The organism is Roseovarius aestuarii (genome assembly GCF_019966515.1).
In the GTDB taxonomy this organism is placed as follows: Bacteria; Pseudomonadota; Alphaproteobacteria; order Rhodobacterales; family Rhodobacteraceae; genus Roseovarius; species Roseovarius aestuarii.
In genome coordinates this window covers 535,582-556,512 of record NZ_JAIMIB010000001.1, presented here as the reverse complement: position 1 = coordinate 556,512, position 20,931 = coordinate 535,582, and the positions used below count along the sequence as shown (strand labels likewise).

The 20,931-nt window shown below is 55.9% G+C and carries 20 protein-coding genes; 4 read left to right on the top strand and 16 right to left on the bottom strand.

Annotated features, from left to right (window positions below; all coding sequences use genetic code 11):
• Nucleotides 1–67: 67 nt before the first annotated feature.
• Both LC334_RS02590 and folD read left to right on the top strand, forming a co-directional pair.
• Nucleotides 68–1,744 (top strand): formate--tetrahydrofolate ligase, encoded by a 1,677-nt coding sequence (locus LC334_RS02590; protein ID WP_085798649.1) that lies wholly within the window; start codon nt 68–70, stop codon nt 1,742–1,744.
• An 87-nt stretch (nt 1,745–1,831) separates the two neighbouring features.
• Nucleotides 1,832–2,722, top strand: coding sequence for a bifunctional methylenetetrahydrofolate dehydrogenase/methenyltetrahydrofolate cyclohydrolase FolD (folD, locus tag LC334_RS02585; RefSeq protein WP_085798648.1), 891 nt, complete (start codon nt 1,832–1,834; stop codon nt 2,720–2,722).
• 55 nt (nt 2,723–2,777) lie between these two features.
• On the opposite strand, the gene LC334_RS02580 is transcribed toward folD, so the two are convergent.
• A complete protein-coding gene (locus LC334_RS02580) occupies nt 2,778–3,200 on the bottom strand; it encodes a PaaI family thioesterase (RefSeq protein ID WP_085798798.1) in 423 nt (140 codons plus the stop codon).
• 161 nt (nt 3,201–3,361) lie between these two features.
• On the opposite strand from LC334_RS02580, the gene LC334_RS02575 reads away from it, so the two are divergent.
• Nucleotides 3,362–4,144, top strand: coding sequence for a LytTR family DNA-binding domain-containing protein (locus tag LC334_RS02575; RefSeq protein ID WP_176237601.1), 783 nt, complete (start codon nt 3,362–3,364; stop codon nt 4,142–4,144).
• On the opposite strand, the gene pdeM is transcribed toward LC334_RS02575, so the two are convergent.
• The 15 genes from pdeM to LC334_RS02500 all read right to left on the bottom strand — a co-directional run bounded on the left by pdeM (nt 4,141) and on the right by LC334_RS02500 (nt 19,698).
• The gene (gene pdeM / locus LC334_RS02570; RefSeq protein WP_085798646.1) at nt 4,141–4,803 is read right to left on the bottom strand and encodes a ligase-associated DNA damage response endonuclease PdeM; all 663 of its coding nucleotides are present in this window, start codon (nt 4,801–4,803) and stop codon (nt 4,141–4,143) included. The two genes, LC334_RS02575 and pdeM, sit on opposite strands and share 4 nt — an antisense overlap.
• A 39-nt stretch (nt 4,804–4,842) precedes the next feature.
• Nucleotides 4,843–7,257: a ligase-associated DNA damage response DEXH box helicase gene (locus LC334_RS02565; protein ID WP_085798645.1), complete on the bottom strand. Its 2,415-nt coding sequence runs from the start codon at nt 7,255–7,257 to the stop codon at nt 4,843–4,845.
• Between the two features lie 142 nt (nt 7,258–7,399).
• On the bottom strand, nt 7,400–8,710 hold the full coding sequence (locus tag LC334_RS02560; protein WP_085798644.1) for a P-loop NTPase family protein: 1,311 nt from the start codon (nt 8,708–8,710) through the stop codon (nt 7,400–7,402).
• A gap of 163 nt (nt 8,711–8,873) precedes the next feature.
• A complete protein-coding gene (locus LC334_RS02555; RefSeq protein WP_085798643.1) occupies nt 8,874–9,374 on the bottom strand; it encodes a prepilin peptidase in 501 nt (166 codons plus the stop codon).
• A 17-nt stretch (nt 9,375–9,391) separates the two neighbouring features.
• Nucleotides 9,392–10,249 (bottom strand): tetratricopeptide repeat protein, encoded by an 858-nt coding sequence (locus tag LC334_RS02550; RefSeq protein WP_085798642.1) that lies wholly within the window; start codon nt 10,247–10,249, stop codon nt 9,392–9,394.
• Between the two features lie 30 nt (nt 10,250–10,279).
• Entirely contained in the window at nt 10,280–10,828 is a 549-nt protein-coding gene (locus LC334_RS02545) for a tetratricopeptide repeat protein (protein WP_085798641.1), read from the bottom strand.
• Nucleotides 10,829–10,840: 12 nt separating this feature from the next.
• Nucleotides 10,841–11,815: a type II secretion system F family protein gene (locus LC334_RS02540; protein ID WP_085798640.1), complete on the bottom strand. Its 975-nt coding sequence runs from the start codon at nt 11,813–11,815 to the stop codon at nt 10,841–10,843.
• A 13-nt stretch (nt 11,816–11,828) separates the two neighbouring features.
• The gene (locus LC334_RS02535) at nt 11,829–12,797 is read right to left on the bottom strand and encodes a type II secretion system F family protein (RefSeq protein WP_085798639.1); all 969 of its coding nucleotides are present in this window, start codon (nt 12,795–12,797) and stop codon (nt 11,829–11,831) included.
• 5 nt (nt 12,798–12,802) lie between these two features.
• The gene (locus LC334_RS02530; protein ID WP_085798638.1) at nt 12,803–14,257 is read right to left on the bottom strand and encodes a CpaF family protein; all 1,455 of its coding nucleotides are present in this window, start codon (nt 14,255–14,257) and stop codon (nt 12,803–12,805) included.
• A 14-nt stretch (nt 14,258–14,271) separates the two neighbouring features.
• The gene (locus LC334_RS02525) at nt 14,272–15,507 is read right to left on the bottom strand and encodes an AAA family ATPase (protein WP_085798637.1); all 1,236 of its coding nucleotides are present in this window, start codon (nt 15,505–15,507) and stop codon (nt 14,272–14,274) included.
• A gap of 268 nt (nt 15,508–15,775) precedes the next feature.
• Nucleotides 15,776–16,438, bottom strand: a complete 663-nt coding sequence (locus LC334_RS02520) for an OmpA family protein (protein WP_085798636.1) — start codon at nt 16,436–16,438, stop codon at nt 15,776–15,778.
• A gap of 17 nt (nt 16,439–16,455) precedes the next feature.
• Nucleotides 16,456–17,868 (bottom strand): type II and III secretion system protein family protein, encoded by a 1,413-nt coding sequence (locus LC334_RS02515; RefSeq protein WP_085798635.1) that lies wholly within the window; start codon nt 17,866–17,868, stop codon nt 16,456–16,458.
• A 201-nt stretch (nt 17,869–18,069) separates the two neighbouring features.
• Nucleotides 18,070–18,939 (bottom strand): Flp pilus assembly protein CpaB, encoded by an 870-nt coding sequence (cpaB, locus tag LC334_RS02510; protein WP_085798634.1) that lies wholly within the window; start codon nt 18,937–18,939, stop codon nt 18,070–18,072.
• Between the two features lie 210 nt (nt 18,940–19,149).
• Nucleotides 19,150–19,359 (bottom strand): hypothetical protein, encoded by a 210-nt coding sequence (locus LC334_RS02505; protein ID WP_223412851.1) that lies wholly within the window; start codon nt 19,357–19,359, stop codon nt 19,150–19,152.
• A gap of 150 nt (nt 19,360–19,509) precedes the next feature.
• Nucleotides 19,510–19,698, bottom strand: coding sequence for a Flp family type IVb pilin (locus LC334_RS02500; RefSeq protein ID WP_085798633.1), 189 nt, complete (start codon nt 19,696–19,698; stop codon nt 19,510–19,512).
• Between the two features lie 464 nt (nt 19,699–20,162).
• Here LC334_RS02500 and LC334_RS02495 point away from each other — a divergent pair, with 464 nt between their 5' ends.
• Nucleotides 20,163–20,873, top strand: a complete 711-nt coding sequence (locus LC334_RS02495; protein WP_317850388.1) for a lytic transglycosylase domain-containing protein — start codon at nt 20,163–20,165, stop codon at nt 20,871–20,873.
• Nucleotides 20,874–20,931: the final 58 nt, after the last annotated feature.

Below are 20,931 nucleotides of genomic sequence, written 5' to 3'. Positions count from 1 at the left end.
TATACCGTGGAAGACTCGGTACACCCGGTTCGACACTTCAGCCCGGCTGCCCAAACGAGGACAAGAAATGAGCTATAAATCCGACATCGAGATTGCGCGTGAAGCGCAGAAAAAGCCGATCCAGGAGATCGGTGACAAGCTGGGGATTCCCACGGAACATCTGCTGCCCTACGGCCATGACAAGGCGAAGGTGAGCCAAGACTACATCAACTCGGTTCAGGGCAACAAAAGCGGCAAGCTGATCCTCGTGACTGCGATCAATCCGACCCCGGCAGGTGAAGGCAAGACCACCACGACCGTGGGGCTGGGTGACGGTCTGAACCGGATCGGCAAGAAAGCGATGATCTGTATCCGTGAAGCGTCGCTTGGGCCGAATTTCGGGATGAAGGGTGGCGCCGCTGGCGGTGGTTATGCGCAGGTTGTGCCGATGGAGGATATGAACCTCCACTTCACCGGCGATTTTCACGCGATCACCTCGGCGCATTCGCTGCTGAGCGCGATGATCGACAACCACATCTACTGGGGCAACGAGCTGGAAATCGACGTGCGACGGGTGCAGTGGCGCCGGGTTGTCGACATGAACGATCGCGCTCTGCGACAGATCAATGTCTCGCTTGGTGGCGTGGCCAACGGCTTCCCGCGGGAGGGCGGATTTGACATCACCGTGGCCTCCGAGGTCATGGCGATCCTGTGTCTGGCTAAGGATTTGCAGGATCTTGAGAAACGTCTGGGCGACATGATCGTGGCCTATCGGCGCGACCGCAGCCCGGTTTTCTGCCGTGATATCAAGGCGGAAGGCGCGATGACAGTTCTGCTTAAGGATGCGATGCAGCCAAACCTGGTGCAGACGCTAGAAAACAACCCGGCCTTTGTGCATGGCGGTCCGTTCGCCAACATCGCTCATGGTTGTAACTCGGTCACCGCGACCACGACCGCGCTGAAGATCGCCGACTATGTGGTGACGGAAGCCGGTTTCGGGGCCGATCTGGGTGCCGAGAAATTCATGAACATCAAGTGCCGCAAGGCGGGACTGGCCCCCGATTGTGTGGTGCTGGTTGCCACGGTCCGCGCGATGAAGATGAACGGTGGCGTGGCCAAGGCTGATCTGGGCGCAGAAAATGTCGAAGCGGTCAAGAACGGGTGTGCCAATCTGGGCCGCCATATCGAAAACCTGAAAGGTTTCGGTGTGCCGGTTGTGGTCGCGGTCAACCACTTTGTGACCGACACTGACGCAGAGGTGGCGGCGGTCAGCGAGTTTGCCAAAGCACAAGGCTCGGAGGCGATTTTGTCTCGCCACTGGGAACTGGGTGGTGAAGGAGCCGAGGCTCTGGCCCGTCGCGTGGCCGAGGTGGCCGAAAGTGGCACATCGCAGTTCTCGCCGATTTACCCCGACGAGATGAGCTTGTTTGAGAAGATCGAGACGGTCGCCAAGCGTATCTATCGCGCCGACGAGGTGCTTGCGGACAAGAAAATCCGTGACCAGCTAAAGCTGTGGGAAGAGCAGGGCTATGGCAATCTGCCGGTCTGCATGGCCAAGACACAGTATAGTTTTTCCACCGATCCCAATTTGCGCGGTGCGCCGACGGGTCATTCGGTACCAGTGCGCGAAGTACGTTTGAGTGCTGGCGCGGGATTTGTCGTCGTGGTCTGCGGTGAGATCATGACCATGCCCGGCCTGCCACGCACGCCAGCGGCGGAAAACATTCATCTGAACGAAGGTGGCCAGATCGAAGGCCTGTTCTGATTGGGATGGCGGGGCGACGCTCGGGCCCCTCGGGCCCATCTCCCCGCCCACCATCCCACAAAGATGTGACAGTATAAGGACGATGGAATGACGGCGCAGATTATTGATGGCAAGGCTTTTGCCGCGTCCGTACGCGAAAAGGTAACGGGTCATGTGAACCGGTTGAAAGAGGAAAACGGCATAACGCCAGGTCTGGCAGTGGTTCTGGTGGGTGAAGACCCGGCCAGCCAGGTCTATGTGCGCTCGAAAGGCAAACAGACCGTTGAGGTCGGCATGAACTCTTTCGAGCACAAACTGGATGTCGATACACCCGAGACTGAGCTGCTGACGCTGATCGACAAGCTGAACAATGATCGCGATGTGCATGGCATACTGGTTCAACTGCCGCTGCCGGATCATATGAATGCCGACAAGGTGATCAATGCGATCGCTCCGGAAAAGGACGTTGACGGATTTCACATCTCGAATGTTGGCCTGCTGGGTACCGGGCAGAAAAGCATGGTGCCCTGCACACCGCTGGGCAGCCTGATGATGCTTCGTGATCACCTTGGCAGCCTGTCTGGTAAGGATGCCGTAGTTATCGGACGCTCCAATATCGTGGGCAAGCCGATGGCGCAACTTTTGCTGGGCGAAAGCTGCACGGTGACGATTGCCCATAGCCGCACCAAGGATTTGCCGGATGTTGTCCGTCGCGCCGACATCGTGATTGCCGCCGTGGGTCGTCCTGAAATGGTACCGGGTGACTGGATCAAACCGGGGGCAACGGTTATCGACGTTGGCATTAACCGGATCGAGAGGAATGGGAAAAATATCCTCGTCGGTGATGTCGATTTCGCCAGCGCCAAGGATGTTGCAGGTGCCATCACTCCCGTCCCAGGAGGGGTTGGTCCGATGACGATTGCATGCCTGCTTGCCAATACAGTGACAGCCTGCTGCCGCGCTAATGGATTGTCCGAGCCTGAAGGGTTGACGGCCTGACGATCCGAAAAACATATCCGACACGATTTGCGGCCCCGGGGTTGTCCGGGGCCTTCTACGCTACAGCGATCGGGATCATTGTACCGGTCAACAGGGCGATATGAGTTTCGCGGCCATCGTCGATTGCAAATACATCTGATTGCACGATGACGAGACGGCGGCCCGGTTTGATGACCCGGCCCCGTGCAATCAGATACGCACCCTTGGCAGGTGCCAGCAGGTTGATTTTCATTTCTGTCGTCAACACCTCGTTCCCTTCGGGCATCATCGAGAGGGCGGCATACCCTGCGGCGCTGTCGCCGATCGCGAATGTCAGCGCGGCATGCGCAAAGCCGTGTTGTTGACGGCTGCCAGGTAAGATTGGCGCGTGAATTTCGACATTCCCTTGATCAACCCTTTCTAACGTTGCCCCCAGCGTTTGCATCATTGACTGCCCGGCGAAACTTTCGCGAATGCGTTGCTGACTCAGAGGGGACATTTCGGCTTTCTTTCCCATTGCTTACGTTGGTTCATGAGGGAACTGTAATGTCAGTGACAACTGGTGGGAATGGCTGGTGCAGGGGAAAATCCCATGATAATACACGTCAAGATAGTAAGTGCGATGGCGAAATGCCCTTGAGGGTTAAAATCAGACACAGTTTGGCGGTAATTTTCCAGACGCTTTTTTCACCGCTGACGGTGTTTATCTGGCTGGCCTCGATTATCGTCGCGACGATCGCCAGTCCCTTCGGTACATCCGTGATCGCCGAGTGGCCGATGCGCGCCGTGTATTGGCTGGTGATTGTCAGCGTCTCAGTCGTGATTGGATATGCTATCCGGGCGGTCTCGATTGTGCTGGTGGGAATACGCCGACCGGTCCTGCTGGATGTGGTCATGATTGTGTTGATACTGCTTGTGATTACTCCGGTGATTTGGGGATTCACACGTATTGCCCGGTTTATTCCGGAAACGGACCTTATGCCGCTTTCGGTAGTTGCCGGTTACGTGATTTTATGCGCGTCGGTCATCGTCGTCGGTCGCAGGGTGATGCCGGGGTTTGAGGGCCCGCCCGTTGATATTGTTCGCGAAACGGCGACTGAACCTATAGTACAGCCCTCAAGGGCGCATCCCCCCCGCATTCTGCGCCGCCTGGAACCCGGGATGCACGGTCAAATCTTGCGTTTGACCGCGAATGACCATTTCGTGGAAATTGCAACAGTGAATGGTATTACATCACTACGGATGCGGTTGACGGATGCAATCGCTGAAATGGAACCGGTCATCGGATATTGCGTACATCGCTCGCATTGGGTGGCGCATGATGCCATTGTCAGAGTCGAGCGCCAAAATACGCAAAAACTCTACGTGGTGCTGGCGAACGGGGAGCAGATCCCGGTCAGTCGAAAATACCGTGTGAATCTAGAAAGAGCCGGATTGATTTAACGCGGCATTGGCACCGGGCGCGGGGTCGGGCCAGTCATGACAGCGAGGGCGTCCGGCCGCATCAGCGATTGCAGCGCCGCGTGGCTGCTGCGCAGCCCGCCGGTATAGGTGCCGAAGGCAGGCAGGATGACACGGCAAGCGTCGATCAGAAAAGCGCGGCGCGTGATGCTGCGGCCTTTGGTGGCGAGCGTCACCTTAGGGTGGTAATGTCCGGAGATTTCGTTTTTTTGATGTGGGTCCGCGATATGGCGGAAAGCCAGGTTGTCAATCTTGAACTCGGCCAGGTGCGTGCCGCCCAGATTAATCGGACCGGGATCATGATTGCCCTCGATCCAGATCCACCGCCGACCAGCCTGCAATTGCGTAATCCATATCTTTGTCTGCTCAGGCATTGCGTCGACAGCGGCTGCATCATCGAAACTGTCGCCAAGGCAGATAACGGTTTTTGCTCCTGATCTGTGCAGGTCGGCTTCAATCCGTGACAGGGTATCCTGTGTCTCGTAGGGGGGCAGCGTTGCATCGCCCAGCCGGGCACGGCGTTCCGACTTTCCAAGGTGCAAATCCGAGACGCAGATAAGCTCTTGTGCACGCCAATAAAGCGCTCCCGAGCCAAGCGCCGTCAGCGTTGTGTCGGCAAAGGTGAAATCGTGTCCGTTCATGTCCGGGTATCTTGCCCAGCTAGCGCGCCGGGGCAAGGGTCAGCTTGTCAGTCCAGCGGCTTGCATAAGACGTTCGGTTTCTTCGGCCAGCAGGCGTTCTTGCGCGGTGCCGTCCACCGGTGTCCTTCCTGCTTCCAGGAAAAGAGGCGCCGCAAGCGGTGTGACGCGAGGCAATCGTCGCAGCTCAATGCGGTTTTCAACACGGGCGACCATCTCTTCGATCCGGCCAAAATCAATCAGACCGCGCATCGCCTCTTCTCTTGTGACCTGTAGCAACAGGTGGTCGGGGTCGTATTTGACCAATGTGTCATAGAGGATATCCGACGAAAACGTTGCTTGCCTGCCGGATTTTCGCGCTTGTGGAGAGTTGCGGTTGATCAGCCCCGCAATCGTGGCAGAGGCGCGAAAGGTACGTTTCATCAACGTGTTACCCGTTAACCAACTGTCTAGCCCCTCGCGAAGTGCGGCGGGTGTAAAAAGTGGGGCTGCGTCGTTTAGCGGCTCCAGCCCCCAGATCAGCGTGGCGTAGTCGGTCGAGACGAAGCCCAATGGATCGAGGCCCAGCTCCTCCATGCGTTTGGTCAGAATCAAGCCCAAAGTCTGCTGCGCATTGCGGCCCGCGAAGCCATAGATCACCACATGTTCCTGCTTGTTGTGAGGGAAGCTTTCGATGAGCAGTTGGCCCGCTTGCGGAAGCTGCGAGATGTCACGCTGCAGCCTCAGCCAGTCGCGGGTGTGATCCGGTAAATCTGGCCAGTCATCCTGAGCCAATAGGCGAAGAATGCGGTGGCTGAGCTGTGTGGAGGTGGCAAATTTGGTGCCGGAGAACACCGCGACTTTGGGCTTGCGCCCCCGCTCGCGACTGACTTCGACCGTCATCTCGCGTAAGCCTTCATAGCGCACGATCTGGCCACCAATCAGGAAGGTATCGCCGGGCGTCAGCGAGGCGGCGAACCCTTCTTCCACCTCACCCAGCGGCTTGCCCCCACGGGTGCGCCGGAGCCTGACCTTGAGTTTGTCGCTATCCTGTATGGTGCCAATATTCATCCTTATGAGTTGTGCAGCACGCGGGTCGCGCAATTGCCATTGGCCATCCGGGCGTTGCAGAAGGCGTTGCCACTGGTCGTAGGCGCGCAGCGCATAACCGCCGGTCGCGCAAAACGTAAGGCAATCGTCGTACTCTGCCCGGGTGAGAGCAGTGTAGGGCCCAGCGGTTGTGACTTCACGGTAAAGCTGATCAGCGTCGAAGGGACCGGCGCAGGCGCGGATCAGGATGTGTTGGCAGAGCACGTCTCGTGGGCCGGGCCCCCGCGAGTCGCCATCCAGATCATGATCTTTTGCAGCCTGCAAAGCAGCGTGGCATTCGACCACTTCGAACCGGTTTGCTGGTATCAAAATGGCCTTGGAGGGGGCATTATAGCGGTGGTTGGCCCGGCCGATGCGCTGCACAAGCCGTTTAACGTTTTTCGGGGCGCCCACCTGAATGACCAGATCGACATCGCCCCAGTCGATGCCCAGGTCAAGACTTCCTGTGCAGATGATGGCGCGCAGTTCACCACGCTGCATTGCGGCTTCTACGCGCTCGCGCTGCTGCCGGTCAAGGCTGCCGTGATGAATGCCGATCGGTAGGCCTTCAGAGTTCGCAAGCCACAGATTATGAAAGAAAATTTCCGCCTGAGCTCGGGTGTTGTGGAAGATAAGAGTGGTGGTGTGCTGTCGGATCTGCGCCATAACGGCGGGGATGGCGTAGGCGCCACCACCTCCGGCCCAGGGTGGTGGCTCTACTGCGTCGAGCATTGTGATGTCCGGAGCGGGCCCGGGATCGGCAACAAGGATTTCGCAGGGATCGGGATGGCAGGCGAGGGTGCGGGCCATGGCTGACGGGTCTTCCACCGTGGCCGACAGGCCCACGCGGCGCATGTCAGGGCACAGGACCTGAAGCCTGCTCAGCGCCAGTATCAACTGATCGCCGCGTTTCGAGTCGGCCAAGGCATGGATTTCATCGACCACGACCCGCTTGAGGCCCGCGAACATGCGTGGTGCGTCCTCATACGAGGTCAACAGTGCGAGGCTTTCGGGGGTTGTCAGAAGGATATGTGGGGGATCGGCTCGCTGCCGTTTCTTACGGCTGGCGGGTGTGTCGCCGGTGCGATCGTCGATGCGAATTGGCAAGCCCATTTCGTCAACCGGGGTTCGAAGATTGCGCTTGATATCCGCCGCAAGAGCCTTGAGCGGCGAGATGTAGAGCGTATGGATCCCATCGTGATCGCGCGACGTTGTGGCAAGATCGACAAGTGTCGGCAGGAAACCAGCTAATGTCTTGCCACCGCCGGTTGGTGCGATGAGCAACAGCGCCGGATCATCCGACCGGGCCAGCATGTCGCGCTGGTGGGGATGAACCGTCCAGCCGCGAGTAGCAAACCAGTCTGAAAAGGGCGGTGGCAAGAATGACATGCCGGCAGGTTAGTTTGCCGGCATGTCGAATAAAAGTCGGCTTATAGCGCTGTCGGAGAAATCTGAATCACATGCCTGCTCCGCGGCTTTGTTTCATGCACAAATTATTTTTAGAACCGTTTTCCACTTTTCGGTTCGCGCTCTAATGGGCGATTTTCTCCTGCTTGACGAACATGTTGGCCCAGGCCCGATCAATCAAGTCCGGCGTCATCTGATAGGGAATTCCCTCAAACTCGCAGATCGAGATCATCTGATCGATCAGGAAGATCGGTTGGTAGTTCGCATAGACGTTTTCAATCGTCGGGTATTTCTGTTTCAGCAGATGCACCAGGGCGGTTTCGTCTAGCGGCATCTGGCGCTTTTTCGCGACCATGGCGAAGATTTTGAGGAAATCTTCCTGTGTCGGTCCGTCGATCTTGATCTTGAAAAAGATCCGGCGCAGAGCGGCGTTATCGAAAATGTCATTCGGGTGGAAGTTGGTCGAGAAAATCACCAACGTATCGAACGGTACTTCGAATTTCTCACCGGATTGCAACGCCAGGATATCTTTTGATTCCTCCAGTGGAACGATCCAGCGGTTGACCAGCGACTGCGGCGGCTCGGCCTGACGACCAAGGTCGTCCACGATGAAGATGCCGCCGGTGGATTTGAGCTGTAGCGGTGCCTGATAAGTCCGCGCGGTCGGGTTATAGACCAGGTCGAGCATATCAAGGCTTAGTTCACCGCCGGTAATGACCGTGGGTCGTTCGCATTTGACATAGCGTGCATCAAATGTCCGGCGGCGGCGCAGCGAATTGGGATCATCGACCTCTTCCTCGGCTTTGGAATGTACGATCGGATCATAGACGGTGATCACCTGGCCGGAATATTCGATCGCACGGGGAACAAAGATCTTGTCGCCCATCGCATCGCGGATACCGTTCGAGATACTGGATTTACCGTTGCCCGGGGGGCCGTACATCAGGATCGAACGACCAGCGCCTACGGCGGGGCCCAGATGGTCAAGTAAGCTGTCGGGCAGGATCAGGTGACCCATGGCGCCGGTCAGCTGATCGCGGGTGATCTGGATATTGCGGATCGATTGGCGTTTGACTTGTTCGCGATAAACCGCCAGCGGTACCGGCATGGCGCCGAAATATTCCGATTGGGCGAGGGCATCCAGTGCGCGGGCTTTGCCGGCATCGGTCAGTTGATAACCCATTTCACCGCCGCTATTGGCGTTGAGCGTGCCCGTCGCCTCAAGCAGTTTTTGCGTGCGGGCCTGATCGACCAGTTCCTGGGTGACAGCGCGGGGCAGGCAAATAGCCTGAGAAAGTTCGGACACGAGGTCGATGTTCTTGCGGAACATGGTTTTGATCAGGATGTCGCGCATCATAACGATCGGCAGCCGCATTTCGTCAAGGCTGACTGGCGGCGGCGGTGGTTGAACACCTGGGGTCACTTGCATATTCATTTGTTTCGGCCCGCTTTTTATTACACGACAACAGAACAGGGCCCGGCTGCGCGCACGGGCACAACGCTAGTTATGCCGTCGAAAGGTGCAGAAATTGTGGAGATGATGGGGCAGGCTCGAGCCAAATTTTTCTAGAAATTTAGCTTCGGCAAGAAAAAATTGTTTAAACGCCGTATATTACACCCAGAAACAGGTAGATTGCCAATGTACTGCCAAGTGAAAAACCCATTGGAAACTTGCGCCCCCGCGACCAGCTTTCCCAATTTGGTGCGAGATTGCGCAGAGCTGTGTGTTTGGCAATTCGGTGGGCGGTAAAGCATGCAAGCAGATTGGCTGCGAAAATCAGACAAAGCATGACCGGGTCGCCAGGATCGATGAAAGGTGCTGCGGCGGCGATGAATTTCGCGTCGCCAGCGCCCATCAGGCCGGCTGCGTTCATGACGATGCCGATAAGCAAGGCTACGACCATCGTTGCCAATCGCCACGGGTATTCGGGAAACGGTAGGGCGATCAGGCCGACAACCAGGAAGATACAGGCCAACGCAACAACCGCCTTGTTGCGAATGCGCATCAGGCTAAGGTCGGTCCAGGCGACCCAGATGCAGATCGGCAGCACGAAGGGCAGAAACCACAACGCTTCGGCAGAGGTAATATTCAACAGCATCGGGTGAGCCTGCCAGATTAGTTCGCCACGTTCTCTTCCAGTGCCCGCAGGCTACGGACGGCAGCTTCAAAATGCTGCGGATGGGTGTCGATTGCATCCCTCAGCAAACCTTTGCCAATTGCCGTATCCCCTTGTTTTATGGCTGATAGCCCAAGTGTATAGAGAAGCTGGGCGCGCTCTATCTGTGTGGTGTCGATCACTGGCAGGGCATAGTTACCTTGTGCGCCACGGGCGAGGATGAGGTTGTTTTTGGCGGTAAATAACGATTTGTCCTGCCGGATGGCATCCGAGAACAGGCGCTCGGCACCGGGGAAATCTCCGCGTGTCAGCTTGGAATATCCCCAGTTATTCATTACAGCAGCGGGGCGAGTGGTCAAACCCACCGCGATTTCATAAAAGCTGTCAGCTTTTTCCCATTCCTGATTGCTGTCAGCAATCATGGCCTCAAGGCGGTAGCGCTTGAACGTTTCGAATGTGGGCGGGATAGAATCCAGAATTTTATCCGCTTCAGCCCAGTCGTTATTTCGGATCAACGCATCGGCGAGATTGACGCGATCAGCATTCGTCGCGTCCTCGTGAGCGGTCACCTTACGCCAGGCTGACACGCTTTCCGTCGTGCGCTTGGCGCGTACCAGCGATGCTGCCAGACCTCGTTGCAGATCAATGCGATCCGAATCCTGAGCCGTTGCGCGCTGGAAATAGGCGACCGCTTCGTTCGGGTCAGCAGCGCTTAGCATAACGTCATTCAGATTGCTTTCGTCAATTACATTGACGTCCTGAAATGCCCGGTCAACATCTTCAGTTGATTTCTTGTCACAAGCTGACAGCGCAAATGCACCTGTCACGCAAAGCGTTAGGAGAATGGGATGGCGCATTTTTGCGTCCTTTTACTGCCTCGGCCTCAATCATGGTATCTTGTGGATCAGATATTCGTCGCTGCTCCGCCGTACCACTTTGTAGTCTTGTTCTTGAGCCTCACCATAATCAGAATTTTCCGTTTTTGCGAGTGCTAAGCGTAAATTATCACGAATTGAGTCACTTTCGCCATCATCGAGCGCGTACGCGCGGCGAAAAAACTGCTCAGCTTCGGCATTTTTGCCCTGTTCGATCAGCACAACGCCGAGATTGTTCCAGATTTCAGGGGATTTTTCGTCCTGTTCGAGGGCCTGGCGCAATAACTCTTCGGCCTGCCCCAGACGTCCCAGGCCCAGATTTGCGGTGCCCAATCCGGCGAGAACATCCGGAGTCATGCCGTGAACCAACGCTGCACGCGAGAACGCGTCGAGCGCAAGATCGTATTCCCCGGCTGCCATCAACCGATTGCCGACGATCAGGCCATCGACGGCCTCACCCCTTTTACTCACGCCCGGCGCAAAGGGATTGTCGTCAGAAGGGCCTTTGCTGCACGCAGCCAAGGCCAGGCACATTGCCAGAAACGCCCCCGTTTTCCTCATCTTGCCTCTTTGTCACGGCCCGCCCATAGCGAAGAGTTTCATGATCCCCAGGATCGACGGGCCAACCAGAATGATCAGCAATGGTGGAACTGTAAGCATCATCGTCGCCAATGTCATCTTGGTCGGCAGTTTGTTGGCTTTTTCTTCTGCGCGCATGACCCGTTTGTCACGCATTTCACCAGCATAGACCCGTAACGCATCCGCGATCGACGTACCGAAGGTCTGGGACTGCACGAGAACCGTCACAAAGCTTGATATATCCGGCACGCCACAACGCTCGGCCATTTCGTTGAGAACGGAAGGCTTGTCGCGGCCTGCTTTGACTTGCTGCGCGACAATCTCGTACTCTTCTGCAAGCGCGGGATAGGACGCACGGATTTCGCCCGCCACACGGATGATCGATTGATCCATCGACTGACCCGCTTCTATACAGACCAGCATCATATCCAGCGAGTCGGGAAACCCGTCGGTGATCTCTTCCTGTCGCTGCTGCTGGCGTTTGGTTACCCAGTATTTGGGCAGCATATAGCCAACGCCGCCGGGCCCGAGGATATAGAGAACGACCTGCTGTGTGGATGTCTCGCCATCAGACTGGAACAGCAGAAAATAGATCACACCGAGGACCAGAAACCCGATCCCCAGAGCCATTTGTGCAAAGTGGAAGAACCGAACCGCATCGCGATGGCGATAGCCCGCCTGCAATAGCGTCAGCTTGATCTGGGAATAGGCCTTCTCGTCCTGCGGTTCGAGGAAGTTGGCGTATTTGTCCAGTTTTTCGTTGCGTGACCCGGTTCTCAGACGCTTCTTCTGATCCGGTTGTTCGACGACGCCTGACCGCGACGCTTTTTTCAGTTTGTCGAGAGGATCCTGACGCCCCTTTAGGAGTATCGGAACGGTGATCAGAATCATCAGTAGACCAAGCGTGCCGACCGCGATCAGAGGGCCAAAAGGCCCCAGAAAATCAAACATCTGAGAGGTAACTTTCATCGGAATTTCCTTTTCAGACCTTGATGTTCACAAGGGCGCGCATGACGAGCAGGTTTACGACCAGAAAGGTGCCGACGACCAGGCAGGCGGGGATGAACCAGGGATGTTCCATCGCCTCATCATAGTAGTCGGGTTTGATCAGCTGGATGCCGATGAGCGCCAGGATCGGGAAACCCGACAGGAACTTGCCCGACCATTTCGCCTCGGCGGTGATGGCCTTGACCCGGCGGAACAGACGGAATCTGGCGCGGATCACCTTGGACAGGCCAGCCAGGATTTCGGCAAGGTTACCCCCGGATTGCTGCTGGATGGCGACTGCGACCGCTAGGAAGCGCATATCCTGCATGTCCAGTCTTTCCGCCATGTCTTTGAGAGCCTCGCCGATATCGCGGCCATAGGCGGCTTCGTCGGAAATAATGCCGAACTCCGTGCCCAGTGGATCTGGAACTTCGCTTGAAACGACCTGCAGTGCTGTGGAAAACGGATGCCCGACTTTGAGTGAACGAACCATCAGTTCGATGGCGTCTGGCAACTGCTCTTCCAGCAGGGCCATGCGTTTGCCTGCCTTCATGTTGATCCAGGTGAATACACCGCCGATCCCCATGGCCACCGACACCAGTGCGCGGACCGGTACAGAGGTTGCAGTGCCGACCGAAAGACCGAGAAAGGCGAGTATGCTTACGCCGATCATCAAGAGCACCAATTGCTTCGGAGTGAATGCAATCGCCGCCTTCTGGGCTTTGTTGGACAGGATCGAATAAAGCGGAATCTTGCGTGCCTTGAGATGCTGCTGCATTTCCTTGCGCAAGGTTTCCATCACCTCTTCGCGGTTGCCGCTCTTATCGAGCATATCCAACCGGCGATTGACGCGGTTGTTCAGGCTAATAGAGCGGCCAAAAACGGTAAGATACAGCCCTTCTACAAGGACCAGAACCCCAACGAAAATAAGACCGTAGATAATCGGTTCTGCACTGATTGTCATATCGCTTACTCCGCTGCGATGGGTTCAAAAATGCTGGGAGGCAGGTCGTAGCCCCACAGACGGAAACGCTCGGTAAAGTTTGACCGCACGCCGGTGCCGGTGAAATGACCGACAATCTTATTATCCGAGGTCAGCCCGACACGCTGGAAACGGAAGATTTCCTGCATGGAAATCACTTCGCCCTCCATGCCCGTGATTTCGGTGATCGAGGTCATCCGGCGCGAGCCATCCTGCAAGCGGCTGGCCTGCACGATCAGGTTCACGGCCGAGGAAATCTGCGACCGGACCGCCTTGAGCGGCATTTCGATCCCGGCCATCGCAACCATGTTTTCCAAACGGCTGATGCCGTCGCGTGGGTTGTTGGCGTGGATCGTCGTCATCGAGCCGTCATGGCCTGTGTTCATGGCCTGCAGCATGTCGATCACTTCTTCACCTCGCGTCTCACCCACGATGATACGATCGGGGCGCATCCGCAGGGCGTTTTTCAGACAATCGCGCGGCGAAACCTCGCCCTTGCCTTCCACGTTGGGGGGGCGGCTTTCCATCCGGCCCACGTGAACCTGTTGGAGCTGAAGTTCCGCGGTATCCTCAATGGTCAGGATGCGCTCGGAATTGTCGATAAAACTGGACAGTGCGTTCAGCGTCGTAGTTTTACCGGAACCCGTACCGCCCGAAACGATGACATTCAGACGCGTGGCCACGGCGGCCTGCAAATAGGCGGCCATTTCCTCGGAAAAGGCGCCGAACCGCACCAGATCATCAATCCCGAGCTTATCCTTTTTAAACTTCCGGATCGAGACCAGGCTGCCATCCACCGCGATCGGCGGTACCATGGCGTTGAAACGCGACCCGTCTTGCAAACGGGCGTCCACATAGGGGTTGGATTCATCGACGCGCCGGCCCACGGCGGATACAATCTTGTCGATGATCCGGAGCAGGTGTTTTTCATCCTTGAAAGTGATGTCGCTGAGTTCCAGCTTGCCGGCGCGCTCTACGAAAATCTGCTGCGGGCCGTTAACCAGGATGTCGTTTACCGTATCATCCTTGAGAAGCGTTTCGAGCGGGCCGAGCCCGCGTACCTCATCATAGAGTTCCTGGGTCAGGATCGCGCGATCTTCCCGGTTCAGGACAATACTTTGTTCTTCCAGAACCTCGCTGGCGATAGAACTTATTTCGGCGCGAAGATCTGCTTCGCTGGCCGAATCGAGCGCGGAAAGGTTGAGATTGTCGAGCAATGACCGGTGCAGGTCGAGCTTGATTTCCGACAGCCGCTCCTTGCGTTTGCGTTCTTTGTCCACCGGCGCAACGGCAGCAGGTGACGCTTGAACCGGTCGGCGCAAAGATTGCGCCGAGGCCTCACCAACGGGTTTGGTTTCCGTCGCTTGCGGTTGGTCTGCGTCGGGTTTGCCAGTCGCTTTCGCGTCACCAACAGCAGTGGGCTTTTTGTATCTTGAAAACATCCAGTATTACCTTTTTACGCAGCCTCTGCTTCACTTTTCCCCAATTCGTGAAGAGATACGGCAAGTTTTGCAATTTCCTTACGCAGAGGATTTTTTGCTGAGGATGATGCTAGTGGCAGGCCATGATCCGCGCTCTGGCTGATCGGGCGGCCGCCATCCGGCAGGTGAATTTCAATGCCGATTTCCAGGCTTTCGGCCATGCGCTTGACCCGTGATTTGCCATTCAGATCGGTAAATTTCGGGGCGCGGTTCATACAGAAACGCAGCTTTTCAAGGGGCAGTTCCTCGGCCTTCAAAGCTCTCTTAAGCCGCAACACATTTTGAGCCGAGCGCATATCCAATTCCAGGGTGGCGAAATAGATCTGGGACGCGGTCAACACGGTTTCGGACCACTGAACCAGCGTGGACGGCATATCAACAACCACATAGTCGAACTTGCTGCGGGCCAGCTCGATCACCCGGCCAACATCTTCCGGTGTGATCATATCAAGCGGCAGCATGTCTGGCGGCGCTGTCAATACCCACATCTTTTCCTCAAAGGAAACAAGCGCTTGTTTTAGGATATCGTCATCCATCGAGTCGGTGTCGGACCACATCTCGTAGACGACTTCACGACGGGGCAGATCTAGATAGGTCGCGACAGAGCCGAACTGAAGATCCAGGTCAATCAAGCAGACGCGGGGCGCATCCTTATCGCTGGCATTGGCCAACTCCCACGCGAGGTTGACCGCCAATGTGGTTGAGCCGGTTCCGCCTGCCATGCCGTGGGTTGCAAATAAGACGCCTTCGCTGTCGGGGGTGGCCGTGTTGAACGGGGCTTGTTCAGGATGTGCCACGGGGTCGGGCTTGCGAAGACGTTCAATTGCGGCCTGCAATTCGTTTTCCGGAAGCGGGTAGGGGACAAACTCATCTGCTCCCTGCCGTAGCAACTGGTGCAGTGCGGCGGGGCTGACATCTTCGGCGATAAGAATAACTTTAATACGGTGTGATTTCGCCAGCGAAATCAATTCCCCCAACATCGACAGGTCTTCCTCGTCGGTCTCATCCACGGCAATTGCCACGAATTCGAGAGAGGCGGCTTCAGGTTGGTTGAAAAAGGCCAGCGCCTCGGAAAAGCCAAGATCGCCCCATGCTTCGCCAAGGATGGCTTCCATGTCTTCGATTAGCAAATCGAAATTCTGAACATCCCGGCTTATCGTGCATGCAACTATCGGGCTGGGATCTGGATGTTGTATCGCGCTGCTCGTCATCGTACCAAAAATCCTATTCCTGTAAGCATTGCGCGGCTTTTGAACGGCACTTAGTTCACCTGTTTGCGGCCGTGTTTCACTGCACAACGCCCCCTTACTTCATGGGGAACGCAAAGGCGTTGTAGCGAGAATGGCTTAAAATCTAGGCAACATTTGGGCCAAAAGATCGTAATTGTGCGTTTTTGAGATACAAAAAAAACCCGCCAGGCGGCGGGTTTTTCAGGTGGCCCGGCGCTTGCCGGGCAGGGAGATTTCGTACCGTCTGTGGTTAGCCTCCGTCTCCGACGATGGTTTCCCCGTCGCTTACGGTTGCCAGACTTGTCGGCGGTATCGCGCTTGCTACGTACTCGCGATAAACCACCTGCGCATACTTGCCTTCCATGACAACTGGGTGGGTGCCAACAAATCCGGATACGTCGGTCACGGTCCGGCGGTTGCGCCGTTCGCGACCCTGCGTGACGATCAGAGGTTGGGTTTCTCCGAAGGATACGACCGCTTCAAGCCGTGACCTGCTGATCCCCTGCGTTGCCAGGTAGCTGACGACTGCCTGCGCGCGGCGCAGACCAAGGCGTTTGTTGTAGCTATTCGAGCCCACTGCATCGGTATGCCCGTATACCCTGAAACGCACCTCGGGGAATTGCCGGATCCATTGTGCCTGCTCGCGCAATGTCGATTGCGCGGCTGCATCCAGCTGTGCCGAGTTGAATGCGAAGTTCACCGTGCTCAGCACCTCGTTCGAAAACCGGTTCGAGAGGTTTTCGACATAACTCCGCTGTCCCGTCATAACGAGGTGGTTGTTCATGACGGCGTTGCCGAAATTGCCACCGTCGACCACCGATCCTGCTTCCGAGAGGTAGGACCGGTAAACCTGGCCCTGTTGGGAACAGGCGGTGAGTGCGACAAGTCCTGCAGTTGCGAGAAGATATTTCATTTGCCCCTGCCTTTCTATCATTCCATGACGTAGCCGTACGAACCGGAGAAGTCTTGCTTTGCGACTTCACCGGCCGAACCGCGGTTTCTGACATCCTTCGCGACCCGACCATTTAGGAAGAGATCCTTCTCGGTCGGTAGTTTAACCCGATCAGTGGGGAGCGCGTATGCGTCACCATTGGTGGGTGAAACCAGATGTGCCGTGATAATGATGACCAACTCGGTTTGCGAGCGCTGATAATCCGCGCTGCGGAAGAGCGCACCGAGAACCGGAATATCGCCTAGCCATGGTACTTGAGCGTTGTTGTCGATGAAATCATCCTGCAAGAGACCGGCTACAGCGAAACTCTGGCCATCGCGCAATGATACAGTTGTCGATGTATCGCGGCGGCGGAAGGCCGGTAGCTGTATCGGGCCGACAGTAACGCTATTGGTGGTGTCGATCGAGGACACAGCCGCGGCCATTTCCAAGTTAATGATGTTTTCATCAACCACTCTTGGGATGAAGTTCAGCTCAACTCCGAAAGGCTTGAATTCGACTTCGATACCGTCATCACCTGAATCCACCGGGATCGGGAATTCACCGCCAGCGAGAAACTTCGCCTCCTGGCCCGAAAGTGCGGTCAGGTTCGGCTCCGCCAGCGTTCTGACAATGCCTTTGTTTTCAAGCGCTTCAAGCAAAACTGACAACTGAGTAGAACCTAAGCTGAGGTCCACTCCCAAGGCGCCCTGCGTGCCGGGGGGAAGAACATTTCCTCCCAGTGCCGGTGCGCCGTTGCCTTGCACAAGAAACGTGCCAGTTTCGGTCCCAAGGGACAGATCGTTCCCGAGAGAAAAGATGCCAATCGAAGAACTGAGCGACTTTGATACGGAACGCTGCATTTCGGCGAAACGCACCTTCAGCATAACCTGCTGCTGGCCAGAGACGACCATCAGGTTTGATACTCGTTCCGGCGCGTAGCGCTCGGCGAGTTCAAGAGCCCGCGTCATGCGCGCCATGCTGGAAACGCTGCCGGACAGGACAATTCCGTCGTTGGCCGAGCGCACTTCGATCTTCTCGTTCGGGATGATCTGGCGCAGCCGTTCCTTGAATTCTGAAACGTCCGGCGTGACATGCACATCGACATTGGTGATCAGGCGACCGGTTGCATCCAGCAGAGTCAGCGTGGTGCGCCCCGGTGTCTTGCCAAGCACGTAGATCGTCCGATCCGACAAGGTCGAAAAGTCGGCGATTGCCGGGTTGGCGATGCTGAGCTCCGCGAACGGTGTGTCGCTTTCGACAACAACGGCGCGGTTCATCGCGACGTTCAGATCGCGACTTGTGCCTTTTCGTACTACGGTGATATTTTCTGCACTTACGGCAGAGGCGAATGGTCCAAACGCCACCGCCAGCCCAAGGAGGGCAGCTTTGAATAAGCCTAGATTTTTCATGTGACCTGCCTTTCCGATCACGCCTCAATTTAGGGTCTTAACGCCCCGGATTGCGGGTACTCTGCGGCAATCGGCTATTTTTTTCAAGATTCAATGGGTTCGGGCGCAATATTATTGTGGCTTGCCTGCAATAGTCGCCAAAATGCAACGGAGCGCCGATCGCCCGACGCCCCGTTCAAATTCGAATTGTCACGATGCTAATCAGTTCGTGCAGGGGATCTCTGTCGCAATAGTCTCGCCACCACGACGTGTTCGGATCGTACAGACTTCCTCTTCTACAGGTGCCTGGGCGACCGGTATTTGTGTCAGGCCGAGAAGGCTGCGTTGGTCAACTTCAATCGCTTCGGCAACGGTATCGTCTTCAGCGCCGACCAATGATAGCGCCAGTCGACCGGTTGTCTGTGCCTGCGCCAGAGCCGCCACCTGCTGTGGTCGCACAGCGACTGTAACAGTGCGGGCGATAATGGCGCCGGTTGTGTCACCGTTGGCCACCTGATCCACCGCGATAAGTTTGACGCCGGTTTCGATCAGCTTGGTTACGTCACCTGTTGAGTTTCCTTCGGTTACTGTCCCTTTGCCCGTAATCCGGCCTGTCCAGTAGACGTCGACCCGGTCACCAGGGCGTAGAAAGCCCGAAACACCGCTGGAAACATCAACTTTGATTGCAAAGGCGCGCATTCCGCGCTCAAGCTGTGAAGTCAGACCTGCTTCTTCGCCCGGCCCGGTGACCTTGACGGCAAGAATCGCTTCGTTCGGTTCCATCGCACGAGTTACCGTACGTGGCTCGTCATCGCCTTCTGGAAATAGTGCTTCGTATGTTTCAAAGACACCTTCGGGAAGGGAGGATTTTGGAAAGCTTACAAGACGCACACTGTCTTTCCTCAGTGTTTCGCCATATTTCAGTGGCCTTTCGGCGACATAAATGTCGACCGTTTCAATTGCGGGCGCCCGTTGAGCGCGCTCATTGGCAAGCTGTTGCTGATAGCCCTGAATATAGTTTTTGGCCATGTAGACGGCAAAACCGGCCAGCCCGAGACCTACAATCAGTACAAGCCCAAATACCAATCTCATGGCTCTGTCCTTTCAAGGTTACTGTTTTAATACGGTACAGGTCTTGTACCGCTACAACGTTACATATTGCTTTCGAATGTGGCGAAAAATTGGTGTGGCGGTGATAGTTTCTAGACAGAAAACGATGAATTTCCGTATCGAAACAGCAATGAGGCGGCCTGGTACAAGCCGCCCTCATTGTACGCGAGTTATTGATTCAGTGTGCCGCGGCTACGGCTGAGGCACGTTCATCGCACTCATCTTACCTGAGATAGAGTTGGCTGCGGCAACTGTGGCGTTTTGAGTAGAGGTCACGGCCGATACCGCAAGCCCAATAATCGCCGCGCTCAGGACAACCCAATCGACAGCGACAGCGCCATCTTCATTCTCGCAGAATTTTTTGAATTTTAGAAAGTTGAACATTTCGAATTCTTCCGCCATTCGCATTATATGTTACACAACAGCGTTGAAAATTCGTACTGATCATTCAATGCTGCAACCCCGATACCCGATCTCGTTGCATTTACTTGTTTAGGGCGGTGACCGCCAGCCGGAGGCCGGCGATCAACCAAGTTTCAGAAAGAGCCGTTCTTACGGAGCACCGTTAACGGTCTGAGCTTTCACACCAGTTTCGATTTTGGTCGCCAGGCTGCTGATGCCGTCGCTGACAGTAGCAACACCGGCAACACCAAGGCCAACAACTGCTGCGGTCAGAACGACCCAGTCAACTGTTACGGCGCCGTCTTCGTCTTTGTTGAAGTTCTTGAAGAATTTAATCATTGTTAGGTCCCTCCAGAGGATCTGTTACTAAGGTTCGCAACCGCTTGTGCTATAGTGTCGGACCGTACTCTCTTAATTGGCCCGCTGCCGTTGCGGTATGGGAAGATATAGCCAGCCAAATCAGGCAGGAATTGGGCGGCAATAGTTCCTTTTTTGCACCGCTAAAGATTTATCGCGGAGATACGTTTAACTAATTGAATATAAACAAATAAAAAAACGAAAAAACACTTGATAGGGGTATTTTGGTGGACGATTCGAGCGTCTGATCGTGGTTTCCGGTTTCTTAAGAAAAGACAATGCTGGCGGAAAATCGGGACTTTTGCGATACTCGCTCCAAAGATTAAGAAAAAGAACGGCAGGCAATCATGAGTATTTCCAGATGGGCGGTAATTTTGGCGGTATCCTTGGTTTCAGCGCCATCTCAGGCGGCGGATCCGCCGCCATTTCCCGAATTCACTTTCAAGATGGGGACACCACCGAAGGCCGGCGTACGCAAACGCATAACAGTGCAGATCGAACCGGAAGTGATAAAAGAGCCAACCGCTACGCCGGATAAGACACCGGAGGTTCCCAGCGTGTCATCGCATTACAGCTGGTTCTGGGAAAAAGTATCGCCCGGTATCGACGAGAATGCGTCTGACAGGTTGCGGCTCGCGCTTGAGAGCTTGTCGACGGGGCCTGACGGCGCACGGGTTGTCAGCCCGCGATTGCAGGCGTTGCAGGCGATCACACGCAGCGAAGGGGCGAATATCCTGTCAGCGACGATAGGAACGAATGTCTCGCCCGCTTTGGTTCTTGCGATTATCTCGGTTGAATCCAGCGGGCGAACCGAGGCAGTGAGCAGTAAGGGCGCGCAGGGGCTGATGCAGCTGATGCCTGATACGGCGAAACGGTTTGGTGTTACGGACAGCCTGTCAGCGGCGGCAAATATCAAAGGTGGTGTAAGCTACCTTCACTGGCTGCTGAACGAATTCGACGGCGATGCTGTCATGGCCATTGCAGGATATAATGCCGGGGAAAACGCGGTGAAGAAGCATGAGGGCGTACCACCCTATGCAGAAACCCGCGATTACGTACCCAAAGTGCTTGCGGCGTTCGAGGTGGCAAAGGGGTTGTGCAAAACCCGCCCTGAGCTTGTCAGCGACGGCTGTGCTTTAAATCTGGCGTCGAACTGAAAAGGGGCACCACCGGCGCCCCTCTCTGCACTATATATAATGTGGATAGATTTGCGCG